The sequence below is a fragment of the Shewanella sp. MBTL60-007 genome (genome assembly GCF_019654915.1).
In the GTDB taxonomy this organism is placed as follows: Bacteria; Pseudomonadota; Gammaproteobacteria; order Enterobacterales; family Shewanellaceae; genus Shewanella.
In genome coordinates, this window is record NZ_BPET01000010.1 from 23,196 (window position 1) to 37,854 (window position 14,659).

The window sequence follows — 14,659 nt, forward strand, 5'->3', positions numbered from 1 at the left end:
GGCTGTCTATCGCAATCGTGTCGATTTAAACGCGAGTTAACTGACAAAGTTTGTCGCAATTGGGTAGAATGAGACAGATTTTTCATCCACCAGAGTGATGGTATGCACGTACATATTTTAGGAATTTGTGGCACTTTCATGGGCGGCTTAGCCTTGTTGGCTAGAGCAGAAGGGCACAAGGTAACGGGTAGCGATGCCAACGTTTATCCTCCTATGAGCACCCAGCTTGAAGAGCAAGGTATCGAGCTTATTCAAGGCTTCGATCCATCTCAATTGGGGACGAATGAGGATGATGCACCGGATCTGGTGGTAATAGGTAATGCCATGAGTCGAGGCAATCCTTGTGTCGAGGCGGTATTAAACCGTGGTCTTAAATATACCTCGGGTCCGCAGTTTCTTGCCGAACATATCTTGCCTCAGCGGTGGGTATTAGCGGTATCAGGTACCCATGGTAAGACATCGACATCGAGCATGTTGGCATGGATCTTAGAGGATTGTGGCTATGAGCCGGGGTTCTTGATCGGCGGCGTGCCGCAAAACTTCGGTGTATCGGCTCGTCTCGGTGGCTCGCCTTTCTTCGTTGTAGAAGCCGATGAGTATGATAGCGCCTTTTTTGATAAGCGTTCCAAGTTCGTACACTACCAGCCGCGTACCTTAGTGATTAACAATTTAGAGTTCGATCATGCGGATATTTTTGACGATCTAAAGGCGATTCAACGCCAGTTTAATCATGTCATACGTACGGTTCCCGGTGAGGGCAAGGTTATCTGGCCTGCAGACGTTAAGAGTGTGCAACAGGTGATCGAGATGGGCTGCTGGAGTGAGCAAGAAACCTATCACATAGCCGCGAATAAGCAGGGCTGGTATGCAGTCAACTTAACTGAAGATGGCCATAAATTTGAGGTGTACTTCAATGGTGACTCTCAAGGAGTTCTCGACTGGCAGTTGATCGGTCAACACAACATCGAAAATGCGGTGATGGCGATAGCGGCGGCGAGACATGTGGGCGTTAGGCCCGATGCGGCGATTGCTGCGCTTGCAAAGTTTGCCCCGCCAAAACGTCGCATGGAGTTGTTAGCCGATGTCGATGGTATTGAGGTCTATGATGATTTTGCTCACCATCCAACGGCAATCGCGACCTCACTCAAGGGGATGCGTGCTCGTGTGGGCGATGGCAAGATCACCGTGATTTTAGAGCCTAGATCTAACACCATGAAGAGCGGTGTGCATAAAGACACCTTAGCCAGTTCATTAGATTTGGCGAGCAACGCGTTTCTCTATCAGGCGGGTAATATCGATTGGGATATCGCATCGGCGATGAGCTCAGCCTCGATCCCAGTTAAGGTATTATATGAGATTGACGATATCGTTGAGCAAGTCGCGTCCCAAGCTCAGAGCTCTGATACTATTATTGTTATGAGTAACGGCGGCTTTGGTGGCTTACATCAAAAGCTGTTGGCTAAACTTCGTAGTAAAACAGGTAAATAATTAGCCATGAGTGTGACATACCGTAAAGCAGAGAAGTCTATCAGTTTGGCATGGACCGGCGCATCTGGAGCCCCCTATGGTCTTAGGCTGTTGGAGTGTTTATTGAAGAGTGATTATCAGGTGTTCTTGATGATCTCTTCCGCCGCTCGAGTCGTATTGGCAACAGAGCAGGGATTGCAGCTCAGTGCTAATGGTGAAAAGGCTAAGGCGCAATTATTGGCTCAGTTTGGCGAAGTCGCAGGCGAGTTAGTCGTTTTAGGAAAAGAGGAATGGTTTTCTCCACCGGCATCGGGTTCAGCGGCGCCTAAGCAGATGGTGATTTGTCCCTGCAGTACTGGCACATTAGCAGCCGTAGCCACTGGAATGAGTAATAATTTACTCGAAAGAGCGGCGGATGTGGTAATAAAAGAGCGCGGTCAATTAATATTAGTTCCGCGAGAAACTCCTTTTAGTGCCATACACTTAGAGCATATGCTATCGCTATCTAAGCTAGGGGCGACCATCATGCCAGCCGCACCGGGCTTTTATCATAATCCCAAATCGGTTGAAGATCTGGTAGACTTCATGGTCGCTCGAATTCTTGACCATCTGGGCGTTAACCATGCACTAACGAATCGTTGGGGTTATGACAAGCATAACGTTAGCGACATCGACTATTGAGAGTTATATGAAACACACCACTGAAGTGATGATCACTGCTGAAGAGATCAATCAAAAATTGGATATTCTGGCTGAGCAGATCAATGCCCATTATGCCGACAGCGATCGCCTATTGATGGTCGGTCTACTGAAAGGTTCTGTTGTCTTTATGGCAGATCTTTGTAGACGCATTAAGGGGCATGTTGAGATCGACTTTATGTCGGTATCAAGCTATGGCAACGAAATGACCAGCAGCCGTGACGTAAAAATCCTTAAAGACGTACAGTCTGAAATTCAGGGGCGTGACGTATTGATCGTTGAAGATCTAATTGACTCAGGCAATACCTTGAACAAGGTACGCGAAATGCTGATGATCCGTGAGCCAAAGAGCCTTGCGCTTTGTACGCTACTGGATAAGCCTGAGCGCCGTGAAGTTGACGTTCCAGTTGATTTTATTGGCTTTACTATCCCTGACGAGTTTATCGTTGGCTATGGTATCGACTATGCGGAGCAGTATCGTAACCTGCCGTATATCGCTAAAGTTGTACCACTAGAAGACTAAATTTCAGCCCAAATATCAGCGCTGAAAGTGTTAACGCGTAGCGCTGTGATTAGGGACGTAATTAGAAGACCGACTCCCGCAATTGCGGGAGTTTTTATTTATTTTTCAAATGGATTGAAATAACCATGGCAAATTCTCAAGCCGCCCTCGTTATCGACTCTCTGAAGAAGACCTACAAAGGCGGAGTCGAAGCAGTTAAGGGGATCAGCTTAACCGTGAATAAGGGCGATTTCTTTGCGCTTTTAGGACCCAATGGCGCAGGTAAATCGACCACGATTGGCGTTATCAGCTCGCTGGTACAAAAGAGTTCGGGTAAGGTCAGTGTGTTTGAACATGACATAGATACCGAGCTTGAATTGGCAAAATTGTGTATTGGGCTTGTGCCACAGGAGTTCAATTTCAATCAATTTGAAACCGTTCAGCAGATTGTGGTCAATCAGGCGGGTTATTACGGTGTAAAACGCGATGTTGCATTACAACGCGCCGAGAAATACCTAAGCCAGTTAGATCTGTGGGATAAGCGCAATAGTGCTGCTCGTGAGTTATCTGGCGGCATGAAACGCCGTTTGATGATCGCCCGCGCGTTGATGCATGAGCCAAAACTGCTTATTCTCGATGAGCCAACCGCAGGTGTCGATATTGAGTTGCGTCGCTCGATGTGGAGTTTCCTGACTGAGCTTAACGCTCAAGGGGTGACGATCATTCTGACTACCCACTACTTAGAAGAAGCGGAAATGCTGTGTCGTAATATCGGTATTATCGACAAAGGTGTGCTGGTGGAGTGCACTAGCATGAAGTCTTTGCTGAGCCGCTTGAATATGGAAACCTTTATTCTTGATCTGAAAGATGATCTTAATTCAGTGCCAGAGCTTAGTGGTGTGCAGTGTCGCCTGAGCGACAGCCATACTCTAGAAGTCGATGTCGCCAAGGAGCAGGGCTTAAACAGCGTATTTGTTCAGCTAAATGAGTTGGGTATTCAGGTATTATCTATGCGAAACAAGGCAAACCGTTTGGAAGAATTGTTTGTAGAGCTGGTAGAGAAAGGGAAAAATGGCGGGGGTGTGAAATGAATATGAAAGCACTGTATTTCACAGCTTTTAAAAGTATCCTAACCAAAGAGATCAACCGCTTTACCCGCATTTGGGTGCAAACCTTGGTGCCACCGGCTATCTCTATGACTTTGTATTTCTTGATTTTTGGTAACTTGGTCGGCAAGCGCATCGGTGAGATGGGCGGCGTCTCTTATATGGAGTTTATCGCACCGGGCCTGATCATGATGGCGGTCATTACCAGCTCCTATTCAAATGTGGCTTCGTCATTTTTCAGCGCTAAGTTTCAGCGCAACCTTGAAGAGCTCATTGTCGCACCTGTGCCCCATTATGTGATTATTGCAGGTTATGTTGGCGGCGGTGTTGCCCGTGGTCTATGTGTGGGCACTATCGTTACCCTAGTGGCGATGTTTTTCGTCGATATCAGCTTGCACCATGTGGGCTTAGTGGCGGTGACCGTATTGCTTACGGCGATTTTGTTCGCCTTGGGCGGCTTGATTAATGCGGTATTTGCCAAGAGTTACGATGATATCAGCATCGTGCCTACTTTTGTGTTAACCCCGCTGACCTACCTTGGTGGTGTGTTCTACTCGCTCTCTCTACTCCCAGATTTTTGGCAGGGAGTATCGGCACTCAACCCAGTGGTCTATATGATTAACGTGTTCCGCTACGGCTTCTTGGGCTATGCGGATATGAGCGTGCCGCTATCTATCGCCGTGATGGTGGGCTTCTGTGTTGGCTTGTGGAGTATTGCTTACTATCTTATCTCTCGTGGTATTGGCTTGAGAAGTTAATAGCCTCAATATAATAGCCATGGCGTAAACATGAGCAAAGCCAACTGCACTGCAGTTGGCTTTTTTATTGGATTTGTTTGGCTCTTCTATTAGTGAGTTGCTCGGTTTAGCGCTCTTGCTCGATAAACTCAATGATCTCAAATAGTGACTGGATATTGTTTGCCTTGAGCTTGCTGACGCAACACTGGCCTGCCAGGCTTGCATGTTGACGGGTCCAATCTAAGAGAGTGTTGAGTGGGATCTGTGGTGTGCACCGCTGAAGAAATTGAGCCTTGTCTGGGTTGTTAATTTGATAACTCGTGCCGTGTCTGTCGATAACTATGCCCGAGTCAAGCTTCCCGAGTAAGCCTAATTGCGCTTGATAACACTCCATAGACTCGAGGTAGATAAGTTCATCTTGTTGTGGCAGCTTAAGCACAACAGGCCAACTAAGTGACTGGATATTCAAGGGGAGCTCCTTAGGTCTGGAAGCAGTGCTCTATTACTCTATGAGGTATAGGCAAACTAGGCTTAGCGGATCTCAGTGGTTTCTTTTTCTATCTGCAGCTTTCTTATTTTGAGCAGCTCTATCGCGCTGGTGTTAACCTTTACAAGTTGGTCGAAATGTTGGGTCAACTCTTTGACTGATGCTTGGTATTCGGGATCGCTTGGTTGTTTCTTTTGCCAATAACGGTTGCGCTCAAGCTTTTGCAGCTCACTGGCTCTGAGGATTTCATAATAGCTGTTTTCTTGATTCAGGCGATAAACTTCGCTGTCTAATAGCTGTAGTAAGCGCGCCTTAGAGATGGTTTTCTTATTTAGTAATGCCTGCAGTGGATCTTGCGTCTTTATGCGCGCATCTGAGTCGGTTTCGGTGGTGATACCATACTGATACTCAATCTTGTGTTGACGAAACTCTTTTGGGCACGAGTGCTGGCTAAAGACGATCTTGTCGTCTTTGATACACTTAAAAATACTACTCGCCTGTGCGGCACTAGATAGCATAAAACAGATAATGGTAAAAATAACTTTCGCCATCCGGCTAAATATCCTTATCGAGCTTGGTGCTTAGTTAGATACTGAAAACGCATATGTTTACAGTGATTACACTGTTTTTATTAACAAAGAAGTTAACTATTTAACATTAGGCCATACTATGGCGTAAGTTGGATCATAACGCTAGTGTTTTGATGTGTGATAGTAGAGGATTGAGCTTTGATGGTCGTGAAGCGTACTAAAGGTTGAGCACTTAAGCTTTAGTGTTTTTGGAGAAGTCGGCGCGGTTAGAGAGGGCTGATAACGCAAGCCTGTGGTAATGGCAATTGCAGCTTCTTTAATACAAAAACGGCTTAAAACCCAGTTTTAAGCCGTTTGTCTTTTTGCTTATCGCAGCTTAAGCAAGCTTGACGACGAGATTATCGATAAGGCGAGTAGAGCCCATATAGGCCGCCACTAAAATCACTAACTCTTTATCTTCGGCTGCGGCAATGGCAAAGCTGATTGCATGTCGAATAGCGAGGTAATCATTTTTAAAACCAGCGTTTGCTAGTTCTACTTGTCCCTGAGCAATAACGGCATCGATGCTTTCACCAGTTTTAAGTGAACAGGCCATCTTGTCTAAGGTGCGCTTTATCTGTGCGGCCTGAGCCTTCTGTTCTGCACTGAGATAACCGTTGCGTGAACTCATGGCAAGACCCGAGTCTTCACGTATAGTTTCAACACCAACGACTTCAACAGGCAGAGATAGGTCTTCTACCATAGTGCGGATCACTAATAGCTGTTGAAAGTCTTTCTGACCAAACAGGGCGATGTCAGGTTGTACGATATTAAATAGCTTACAGACGATGGTAGCTACGCCTCTAAAGTGCCCTGGGCGACTCGCGCCACAAAGCACATCAGAGATCCCTGGCACCTCGACAAAAGTCTGTGCATCCATGCCTTTGGGATAGATGATTTCAGGTGTCGGTGTGAACAGCAGCTCAGCGCCCGCCTCAACGAGTGCAGCTTGATCATCGGCTAAGGTTCTAGGATAAGCATCGAGATCTTCATTTTGCCCAAACTGCATTGGGTTAACAAAAATGGAGGCGACCACATGGTCCGCTCGCGTCTTAGCTTCTTTGATTAAAGTGATGTGACCTAAGTGCAAGTTGCCCATAGTAGGAACAAATGCAACTGTCTCGCCCTTCTGTTTCCATGCTTTAACTTGGGCACGGATATCGGCGATAGATTGAGTCGTGATCATGATTTTACTGCTCTGGTACGCAATTTAAAGATTGGCTCTCAGCCCAGAGGCTGAGAGCGAGTGATTAGACTAATTAGTTAAATGTATGCTCGTCACCAGGGAAAACACCCTCGGCAACCTCATCAATATAGGCGCGAACGGCGGCGCGAATTTCGCCAGTCTGCTTGAGGTAGTTTTTAGAAAAACGCGGGATGTAACCACTAGAGATCCCAAGCACGTCATGCATCACTAAGATCTGACCATCGGTATCTTTACCTGCACCGATGCCAATCACAGGAATGGTTAACGCTTCGGTGATAGTTTTTGCTAAAGAAGCGGGGATACACTCAAGCACTAACAACTGCGCACCGGCAGCTTCTAACGCTTTCGCTTCATCGAGAATACGCTGCGCGTTATCTGCATCGCGGCCCTGAACCTTAAAACCACCAAAGACATGCACAGATTGTGGCGTTAGCCCTAGGTGAGCACACACAGGAATACCGCGTTCGGTGAGCATAGACACGCTCTCGAGTAGCCATTTACCGCCTTCCACCTTAACCATGCTTGCACCCGCCTGCATCAGCTTAGTGGCGTTGGTCATAGTCTGCTCTGGGGTGGCGTAGCTCATAAACGGCATATCGGCGATAAGCAGAGAGCGTTCGATGCCACGACGTACGCAACGCGTGTGATAGGCAATATCTTCAACCGTGACTGGCAGGGTGTCGCTATGTCCTTGCAGTACCATTCCCATTGAATCACCGACCAATAGCACGTCAATACCTTCGCTATCGAACGCGCCGGCAAAGCTGGCATCATAGGCGGTTAATGCAGTGAACTTCTTACCTTCTTGCTTGAAGGTACGCAGTGTAGAACTTGTAATTTTGGACATAATGGTAACTTTTAACCCAATTGTGAAGTCGTTATATGCCAATAAAGGCACAACTTCAATGATCTCGGTATCAAATTTTTGTGTTAACGAATAGGCGTCATACTAGCAGGAAATACTCCCATTGCGCATGTCACTTATTCGCCTGTGAAATCTTGTGCTAATACTAACTCGGCTCTCAGTGAATCGCTGATTAAGCTAGCCAGCTTGGTGTTGTCTGGCAAGGTAAGCGCTGGAGCGATATCGAATAGTGGCACCAACACAAAACTGCGCTCGCGCATCCCATAATGGGGGACCGTTAGGCGAGGGGTGTTGATGTATTGACTATCATAGAGCAGTAGATCTAAATCTAGGGTTCTTGGCCCCCAACGCAGCTCTCTTAAGCGGCCCTGCTGGTTCTCAATATTTTGCAATGCATCGAGTAACTCGATAGGCGTCAGTTCGGTGTTAAAACCCGCTACCGCATTAACGTAGTCAGGCTGCTCAACGTCCCCCATTGGGGCGGAGCGATAATAGGGGGAGACTGAAAATGACTGGGGAGCGGCCAAGCTCAATAAGGCCTCACAGGCATTATTGAGCTGGCTGATTGGGTCCGCTAAGTTAGCACCCAATGCGACATAGACTTGTGCCATTATTCTGCCGATTTTGGCGCCGATTTAGCACTTGGCTTGCGGCGACGGCGTTGGTTAGAGCTGCGGTTGCGTCCGCCTTTATTGGCTGAGCGAGCAATCACATTGCGTTGATCTTCGCTGCCCTCAACAAAGCTCTTCCACCAAGCGGCATTCTTAGCAATCACACCACCTTCTGCATGAGCACGCAGTAGAAGTAGATCGTAAGCTGCTCTGAACTTAGGATGTTCGATAAATCTAAACGCCTTAGTGCCTCGGTTACGCTCGAATCTCAGTTGTAGTTGCCAGATATCTTTGGTGACTGTGCTGAATCTGCGTGGAATGCTAATAGAGCGGCACTGCTGCTCCATAATATCGCCCATGGCAGCATTATAGGCATCGTACATTGTCAAACCACTTTCTAAAGCGATATCGTCGGCGCGTTGGCTTAGTGGGTACCAAAGCAGCGCAGCATAGAAAAATGCGGGGGTTATCGGCTTATCTTGTTCGACACGCTCGTCGGTGTTGGTCATCATCTCTTGCATCAACTTAGCGATAGCACCATTTGGTGTTTCTTTAAGCTGGGCTTCAACGAGAGGGAATAGTGGTTCAAATAAGCCAAACTCACGCATCATATGGTAGTTTTCAAGCGCTCTTCCAGCGAAAAATAGCTTGAGTACTTCTTCATACATACGTGCGGCAGGAATATCTTTCAGCAGACCCGCTAAGGCTTTGATTGGCTGGGCAGTCTTGTCCTCAATGCTCATATCTAGCTTAGTGGCGAAACGCACGGCACGTAGCATACGTACCGGATCTTCACGATAGCGTGTCTCAGGATCGCCAATTAAGCGGATTGTACGTGACTCAAGATCTTCTAAGCCACCACCGTAGCTGTGAATCGAGAAATCACTGATATCATAATAGAGGGCATTGACTGTGAAATCGCGGCGTTCGGCGTCTTCATCGATACTGCCATAGACGTTATCCCGTAGCAGGCGACCCGATTCGTTGGTTTTTGAGATCTTCTCTCCGCTATCGACATGGTGTCCACGTAGGGTCGCCACTTCAATGACATCGCGTCCAAAAACGATATGGGCGAGGCGGAAGCGGCGGCCGACTAGACGGCAGTTACGAAACAGGCGTTTAATCTCTTCGGGAGTCGCATTGGTGACAACGTCAAAATCTTTTGGTTGCATGCCCAATAAAATATCGCGTACACCGCCGCCTACCAAGTAAGCTTTAAAGCCAGACTTGTGTAGTCTATAGAGTACTTTGATCGCATTTTCACTGATCTGTCTACGAGAAATTGCGTGCTCATTTCTAGGCACGACCTCTAAACTAAGACCTGTCTGCGTGTTTTCTTCAACTTTTGAATTGTCTTCAAATAGCTGTTTACAGAATTGGCTAATACGGCGAAAAATGGGACACCTCTGATTTGGATCTTAATTGGGGTAAAAACAAGTGGGCTATGATAACTCAATTAAAGCTTAATGAGTATACGATTAAGCTCACGTATCAAGGAGTATTTCCGATTGTTTAGGCACCTTAGTGAGATCAAATTGACTCACGGCCTGCTCAATCATCTTACCCGCTTGAGATTCTGTTGCTACGGCGCTCTGGCCTAAAAAGGCTAAAGCGGCATTAATACTGGCCTGGGGATGGAGATTATCTATCGCTGGTGCATGGTTTTGCTTAGACAGTTTCCGACCTTTCTCTGCACAAGCTAAAGGCAGATGTAACCATTTAGGCGCAGGTGATTTGAGTAGTCTGTATAAGCTTTCTTGACGACAGGTGGGCTCCAGTAGATCGCAACCTCTGACAACCTCACTAATTTTCTGATGAATATCATCGAGCACTACCGCCAATTGGTAGGCATATAAGCCGTCGCTGCGCTTGATAATAAAATCTTCCGATGCAAAACGTTTATCTACCGAGACAAGTCCCATATGTTGATCGACAAACTGCTCGATAGCATAGGGGTTTCTCACCCTGATTGCCCCTTGTGTCAGAGGCTGGATTAGCCTGCCACAACGGCCATCGTAACTGCCACCCATAGCTTGGATCTGCTTACGAGTACATTGGCAGTAGTAAGCCAGATCATCTTGTAGCAGTTGCTCAATTTTATCTTGGTAAACATCGAGACGCTGACTTTGATAAAGGACGCTGTCATCCCATTCAAAACCATAGGCTTCGAGGGTTCTTAGAATTTCACTGCTTGCGCCAGGAATTTCACGTGGGGGGTCGATATCTTCTATACGAACCAACCATTTACCGCACATAGAGCGGGCACGCAGATAACTGCCGAGGGCAGCAATTAATGAACCAAAATGCAGGGGACCAGATGGAGAAGGCGCAAAACGGCCGATATAGGGAGTCACGTTAATCATTTACTGACGTCAAAATAAAAGAGCGGAGCCATAAGCTCCGCACCTTAAGATAGCATTTAGCCTGCCATCTGTTTTTCTTTGATCTCAGCAAGCGTTTTACAGTCGATACACTGGTCGGCTGTTGGGCGCGCTTCTAAGCGGCGAATACCGATTTCGATGCCACAAGATTCACAGAAGCCGAAATCGTCATCTTCAATCTTTTGCATTGTCTTTTCGATCTTCTTAATCAGCTTACGCTCTCTGTCGCGAGCACGTAACTCTAAGCTGAACTCTTCTTCCTGAGCTGCGCGATCGACAGGATCTGGGAAATTAGCAGCTTCGTCTTGCATGTGATTCAGAGTGCGGTCAACTTCTTCACGCAATTGGTTACGCCATGCTCCAAGAATTGTCTTGAAGTGACCCAATTGAGCGTCGTTCATGTACTCCTCACCTGGCTTTTCCTGGTAAGGATCTACACCTGCAATAGCGAGCACGCCAAGTTTTTTAGTGCCTTCAGGCATAACGCATCTCCTGTTAATCATTTGCGTTGTAGGGCGTCTTTTAATAACGGCCGCTATCTATATCAGAAAGCTTTGAACTAGGCAAATAATTTATATTAAATCGCTTCTATTCTTTGACTATGTCCGCTATTAAGAACAATTTCAACTCTATATTCAGAATTAAAGCCTAACCGGACAGGATTTGACCAAACGGGTCTGTGTGGGCGATAAGTCGGCGCTGTAGGCCAAAACCTCGACTCCCGCTTGATGCGCTTCAGCCAATAATTTTGCATAGTCGGCATCTATATGAGCGGCGGCCGCGACGCTGTTTATGCCCGAATGCTGAACAACAAATAGCAATACGGCGCGATGTCCCTGCTGGATCATCTCCATTAGCTCACGTAGGTGTTTCTGGCCGCGAGTGGTCACCGCATCGGGGAAGTATCCCTGCCCCTGCTCTAATAGCGTACAACTTTTGACTTCTATGTAGCAGTTAGCTTTGCTGGCGTCTTCGAGGAGGATGTCGATACGACTGTTTTCGCTACCGTATTTAACTTCGCGGCGTAATGATTCATAGCCTTGTAGCTCAGTGATGACGCCTGAGGTAATGGCCTCCTCTGCCAACGCATTAGCACGGCCGGTATTGATGCCAATCACGTGCCCTTCAGGCGTTTGGGCTAACTCCCAAGTGCGGCTGTATTTGCGTTTCGGATTATCTGACACTGAGAACCAAACTTTTTCACCGGGAAACAAGCAATTTTTCATCGAGCCTGTATTAGGGCAATGAATGGTAACCTGTTCACCATCGTCTAAGGTGATATCGGTTAAGAAGCGTTTATAGCGTTTGAGTAATACGCCACTTTCAAAAGCGGGGCTAAATTCCATTGAGTCATCTTCTGTTAATCGATTTTGGGCTAGGTTAGCAAAATTTGGCGGGGCTGTGGCAACAGATAGTTGTCGCTTTACTTTGATTTATTGGTATTAGGAGAGTGAGGCTAACCCTCTGTTTCAAAATGCTGCCACTATAATAGTCATTCACTTGCGGTGGCAGCCTTTAGATATCATTAGGGATCCAGTAGACTGCTTGCACTAAAAATAGGCTGGTTACCGATAGCTCAAGCGCAATTGATGAGTGTTGGAACATCGATTTATATAATAAGGACCTAGTATGACGGATTTTATGAAAGTGACTCTGACTCGTGAAAGTGCAGCTGCCCATTGGGGCAAGGCAGATGTAACTTTTCAGGGGGATGTTGCTTCTATTCACCTAATCGAGGGAGATGCCCTGCTGCATGTTCAGCAGGCGGCACGCAAGTTAGAGCTTCAAGGCGTGACTAAAGTTGCCCTTACGGGAGAGTTGTGGACAGTCGATCTACAGTGGGCATTTGCCCAAGGCTTTGCCACTGCGCTGACTATGCCCATTATCCAGTGGACAGGCGATGATGCAACTCAGGCGCTACTAACTAGCCGTCTAGAGAGCGCGACATTTGCTCGCCACCTGATCAACGAAACTCCTGAAAACCTATCGCCGATGGCACTGGCGACGCAGGCGGCCACTTGGCTCAGTGCTATCGGTGGTGACAAGGTGAGCTATCGCATCATCGAAGGCGAAGCGCTACTGGAGGAGCAGTGGATAGGCATTCACGCAGTTGGCCGTGGTAGTGAGCGTCCTCCAGCGCTACTCGAACTGGACTTTAATCCACTAGCCGATGATGCCCCAGTCTCTGTAGCGCTTGTGGGTAAAGGTATTACCTTCGACTCCGGCGGCTATAGCATTAAAGGCTCCGAGGGGATGCTCGGAATGAAGTGTGATATGGGCGGTGCTGCGACCGTTACCGCAGCCTTAGGCCTTGCGATGAAATCAGGGCTTAATAAACGCGTTAAGTTGTTCTTGTGTTGCGCTGAAAACTTGATCAGTGGCCATGCCTACAAGCTGGGTGACATTCTTAAATATAAGAATGGTGTCACGGTTGAGGTGGTCAACACCGATGCCGAAGGCCGTTTAGTACTCGCCGACGGTTTACAAGCGGCATCTGAAACTGGCGCGCCAGTGATCATTGATGCGGCGACTCTAACGGGCGCAGCTGTTATGGCGGTTGGCACTAACTATAATGCCATCTTCTCGCCGAAGGCTGAGATGCTAGCGCTGGCACAACAAAAAGCGCTAGCAGTTGGTGAGCGCGTTTGGCCGCTACCGCTAGACCCTTGGCATAAAGATAACTGCCCAAGTGCCTATGCAGATACTGCAAACAGTCGTCCTATGAAGGGCGGTGGTGCTGGCGGTGCCTCGAATGCGGCTGGCTTTTTATGGCGCTTTGTTGCACCTGAGGCCAACTGGTTGCATATCGATTTAGCCTCGGCGTTTTCGGATACAGGTGATCACCTTTGGTCTGCGGGCGCCACGACCCACGGTGTGCTAACCATAGCGGGGCTGCTAGAAGACTAAGCGCTTTAGTTTGAATCACTTAAAGCCCTGAAAAATGCAGGGCTTTTTTTTTAGCCAAAGAGGCTTGTTGATGAGCCCATCTTGAAATCTGTCTTTGCTAAAACCTTCTTAATGTTGCACTATTGTTACATCGCTCTTGGTTATTACTAGCAAAGGCTCTTGTGCATATGAAGCTCACTTTTAGTGAATTCTCTATCGACAGCGAAACTTTTGAGTTACATGTTGGCGATCAAAGCGTTGCAATCGATGAGCGCAATGTTGCTCTGCTATCGATATTGGCGCAGCGTTACCCTGAGCACTGTAGTAAGCAGGAGTGCTTAGATCTTATCTGGCAAGAGACTGTGGTCTCAGATATGTCACTGTCAAAGTTGGTGTCCGACACGCGTAAACTCTTCAGTAAGGCTGGTTACCAAGGCCCACTTATTCAGACGGTGCATGGTCGTGGTTATCGTTTAGAGCATGTGCTGGGTAAGCAAGTTATCGCGCAGGTTCAGTCGCAAAACCAAAGCGAAAGCCAAGAAAAAGCTAGGCCTCAGCAGGGAGCCGTAAAGCCCATCAATAGTGACCAGCCACCGACGCCTACCGCTAGCCAAAAAATGAGTGCAACCAATTGGTTTTCTAATTGGGAGAACTTTGCGAAGGTATTGATCCTACTGCTATTGACCATAGGCTTAGCTTTTCAGATTTGGCATGTCACAAGCTCTGAGCATAATAAACCTGCTGCGACATCGCTAAACTATAGTGAGCCTAAAGACTCGATTGGCCGCATACTCTGGGTTGATGATCATCCGGAAAATAATTTGGTAGAGAAAGCTTATTTCGAGCAGAAAAATATCGGTGTCTATAATACTGTGACCTCGCAGGAAGCACTGATGTTATTGTCTATGTACAACTATCAAGCGGTGATCTCCGATATGGGGCGACACGGCGATTCACTGGCTGGATTAAAGCTACTGCAGGCCATTCGTGCCAAGGGAAATGACACGCCGTTTTTCCTCTATACCTATGTGGAGTCACCTGGGCTTGTGGATGCGATTTATGAAAGCGGTGGTCAGGCTGTGGTGCTTGATGCAGAGTCGCTCTATAAGTTGGTATTGAGTCAGTTTGAACAGCAATAAATG

Annotated in this window: 16 protein-coding genes; 7 read left to right on the forward strand and 9 right to left on the reverse strand. The window is 47.4% G+C overall.

Features of this window, described 5'->3' with window-relative positions; all coding sequences use genetic code 11:
- Window positions 1–102: 102 nt before the first annotated feature.
- From mpl to K5Q92_RS05070, 5 genes are all read left to right on the forward strand, one after another.
- A complete protein-coding gene (gene mpl, locus K5Q92_RS05050; protein ID WP_220767966.1) occupies window positions 103–1,488 on the forward strand; it encodes a UDP-N-acetylmuramate:L-alanyl-gamma-D-glutamyl-meso-diaminopimelate ligase in 1,386 nt (461 codons plus the stop codon).
- 6 nt (window positions 1,489–1,494) lie between these two features.
- Window positions 1,495–2,148: a flavin prenyltransferase UbiX gene (locus K5Q92_RS05055; RefSeq protein ID WP_220767967.1), complete on the forward strand. Its 654-nt coding sequence runs from the start codon at window positions 1,495–1,497 to the stop codon at window positions 2,146–2,148.
- A gap of 7 nt (window positions 2,149–2,155) precedes the next feature.
- On the forward strand, window positions 2,156–2,689 hold the full coding sequence (gene hpt, locus K5Q92_RS05060) for a hypoxanthine phosphoribosyltransferase (protein ID WP_220767968.1): 534 nt from the start codon (window positions 2,156–2,158) through the stop codon (window positions 2,687–2,689).
- Between the two features lie 125 nt (window positions 2,690–2,814).
- Window positions 2,815–3,759: an ABC transporter ATP-binding protein gene (locus tag K5Q92_RS05065; protein ID WP_220767969.1), complete on the forward strand. Its 945-nt coding sequence runs from the start codon at window positions 2,815–2,817 to the stop codon at window positions 3,757–3,759.
- 2 nt (window positions 3,760–3,761) lie between these two features.
- Entirely contained in the window at window positions 3,762–4,532 is a 771-nt protein-coding gene (locus K5Q92_RS05070; RefSeq protein WP_220768033.1) for an ABC transporter permease, read from the forward strand.
- 106 nt (window positions 4,533–4,638) lie between these two features.
- On the opposite strand, the gene K5Q92_RS05075 is transcribed toward K5Q92_RS05070, so the two are convergent.
- The 9 genes from K5Q92_RS05075 to sfsA all read right to left on the reverse strand — a co-directional run bounded on the left by K5Q92_RS05075 (window position 4,639) and on the right by sfsA (window position 11,977).
- Window positions 4,639–4,980 (reverse strand): DUF4144 domain-containing protein, encoded by a 342-nt coding sequence (locus K5Q92_RS05075; protein WP_220767970.1) that lies wholly within the window; start codon window positions 4,978–4,980, stop codon window positions 4,639–4,641.
- A gap of 62 nt (window positions 4,981–5,042) precedes the next feature.
- The gene (locus tag K5Q92_RS05080; RefSeq protein WP_220767971.1) at window positions 5,043–5,549 is read right to left on the reverse strand and encodes a DUF4124 domain-containing protein; all 507 of its coding nucleotides are present in this window, start codon (window positions 5,547–5,549) and stop codon (window positions 5,043–5,045) included.
- 355 nt (window positions 5,550–5,904) lie between these two features.
- Window positions 5,905–6,753, reverse strand: coding sequence for a pantoate--beta-alanine ligase (gene panC, locus K5Q92_RS05085; protein WP_220767972.1), 849 nt, complete (start codon window positions 6,751–6,753; stop codon window positions 5,905–5,907).
- Between the two features lie 73 nt (window positions 6,754–6,826).
- On the reverse strand, window positions 6,827–7,621 hold the full coding sequence (gene panB / locus K5Q92_RS05090; protein ID WP_220767973.1) for a 3-methyl-2-oxobutanoate hydroxymethyltransferase: 795 nt from the start codon (window positions 7,619–7,621) through the stop codon (window positions 6,827–6,829).
- A gap of 134 nt (window positions 7,622–7,755) precedes the next feature.
- Window positions 7,756–8,250, reverse strand: a complete 495-nt coding sequence (gene folK, locus K5Q92_RS05095) for a 2-amino-4-hydroxy-6-hydroxymethyldihydropteridine diphosphokinase (RefSeq protein ID WP_220767974.1) — start codon at window positions 8,248–8,250, stop codon at window positions 7,756–7,758.
- Window positions 8,250–9,554: a polynucleotide adenylyltransferase PcnB gene (gene pcnB / locus K5Q92_RS05100; RefSeq protein ID WP_259649501.1), complete on the reverse strand. Its 1,305-nt coding sequence runs from the start codon at window positions 9,552–9,554 to the stop codon at window positions 8,250–8,252. The genes folK and pcnB overlap by 1 nt, the downstream gene beginning before the upstream one ends.
- A 180-nt stretch (window positions 9,555–9,734) precedes the next feature.
- Window positions 9,735–10,613 (reverse strand): tRNA glutamyl-Q(34) synthetase GluQRS, encoded by an 879-nt coding sequence (gene gluQRS / locus K5Q92_RS05105; RefSeq protein WP_220767975.1) that lies wholly within the window; start codon window positions 10,611–10,613, stop codon window positions 9,735–9,737.
- 56 nt (window positions 10,614–10,669) lie between these two features.
- The gene (dksA, locus tag K5Q92_RS05110) at window positions 10,670–11,113 is read right to left on the reverse strand and encodes an RNA polymerase-binding protein DksA (protein ID WP_220767976.1); all 444 of its coding nucleotides are present in this window, start codon (window positions 11,111–11,113) and stop codon (window positions 10,670–10,672) included.
- 159 nt (window positions 11,114–11,272) lie between these two features.
- Window positions 11,273–11,977 (reverse strand): DNA/RNA nuclease SfsA, encoded by a 705-nt coding sequence (sfsA, locus tag K5Q92_RS05115; RefSeq protein ID WP_220767977.1) that lies wholly within the window; start codon window positions 11,975–11,977, stop codon window positions 11,273–11,275.
- A 283-nt stretch (window positions 11,978–12,260) separates the two neighbouring features.
- Here sfsA and pepB point away from each other — a divergent pair, with 283 nt between their 5' ends.
- Window positions 12,261–13,538, forward strand: a complete 1,278-nt coding sequence (pepB, locus tag K5Q92_RS05120) for an aminopeptidase PepB (protein WP_220767978.1) — start codon at window positions 12,261–12,263, stop codon at window positions 13,536–13,538.
- 167 nt (window positions 13,539–13,705) lie between these two features.
- On the forward strand, window positions 13,706–14,656 hold the full coding sequence (locus K5Q92_RS05125) for a winged helix-turn-helix domain-containing protein (protein WP_220767979.1): 951 nt from the start codon (window positions 13,706–13,708) through the stop codon (window positions 14,654–14,656).
- Window positions 14,657–14,659: the final 3 nt, after the last annotated feature.

What these genes read in the sequence shown, in the direction of transcription:
- K5Q92_RS05055 (WP_220767967.1), top strand. Translation starts at nt 1,495, where the DNA reads ATGAGTGTGACATACCGTAAAGCAGAGAAGTCTATCAGTTTGGCATGG.
- K5Q92_RS05070 (WP_220768033.1), top strand. Translation starts at nt 3,762, where the DNA reads ATGAAAGCACTGTATTTCACAGCTTTTAAAAGTATCCTAACCAAAGAG.
- K5Q92_RS05080 (WP_220767971.1), bottom strand. Translation starts at nt 5,549, where the DNA reads ATGGCGAAAGTTATTTTTACCATTATCTGTTTTATGCTATCTAGTGCC.
- K5Q92_RS05125 (WP_220767979.1), top strand. Translation starts at nt 13,706, where the DNA reads ATGAAGCTCACTTTTAGTGAATTCTCTATCGACAGCGAAACTTTTGAG.
- gluQRS (WP_220767975.1), bottom strand. Translation starts at nt 10,613, where the DNA reads ATGATTAACGTGACTCCCTATATCGGCCGTTTTGCGCCTTCTCCATCT.
- sfsA (WP_220767977.1), bottom strand. Translation starts at nt 11,977, where the DNA reads ATGGAATTTAGCCCCGCTTTTGAAAGTGGCGTATTACTCAAACGCTAT.
- dksA (WP_220767976.1), bottom strand. Translation starts at nt 11,113, where the DNA reads ATGCCTGAAGGCACTAAAAAACTTGGCGTGCTCGCTATTGCAGGTGTA.
- panB (WP_220767973.1), bottom strand. Translation starts at nt 7,621, where the DNA reads ATGTCCAAAATTACAAGTTCTACACTGCGTACCTTCAAGCAAGAAGGT.
- hpt (WP_220767968.1), top strand. Translation starts at nt 2,156, where the DNA reads ATGAAACACACCACTGAAGTGATGATCACTGCTGAAGAGATCAATCAA.
- panC (WP_220767972.1), bottom strand. Translation starts at nt 6,753, where the DNA reads ATGATCACGACTCAATCTATCGCCGATATCCGTGCCCAAGTTAAAGCA.
- pepB (WP_220767978.1), top strand. Translation starts at nt 12,261, where the DNA reads ATGACGGATTTTATGAAAGTGACTCTGACTCGTGAAAGTGCAGCTGCC.
- K5Q92_RS05065 (WP_220767969.1), top strand. Translation starts at nt 2,815, where the DNA reads ATGGCAAATTCTCAAGCCGCCCTCGTTATCGACTCTCTGAAGAAGACC.
- mpl (WP_220767966.1), top strand. Translation starts at nt 103, where the DNA reads ATGCACGTACATATTTTAGGAATTTGTGGCACTTTCATGGGCGGCTTA.
- folK (WP_220767974.1), bottom strand. Translation starts at nt 8,250, where the DNA reads ATGGCACAAGTCTATGTCGCATTGGGTGCTAACTTAGCGGACCCAATC.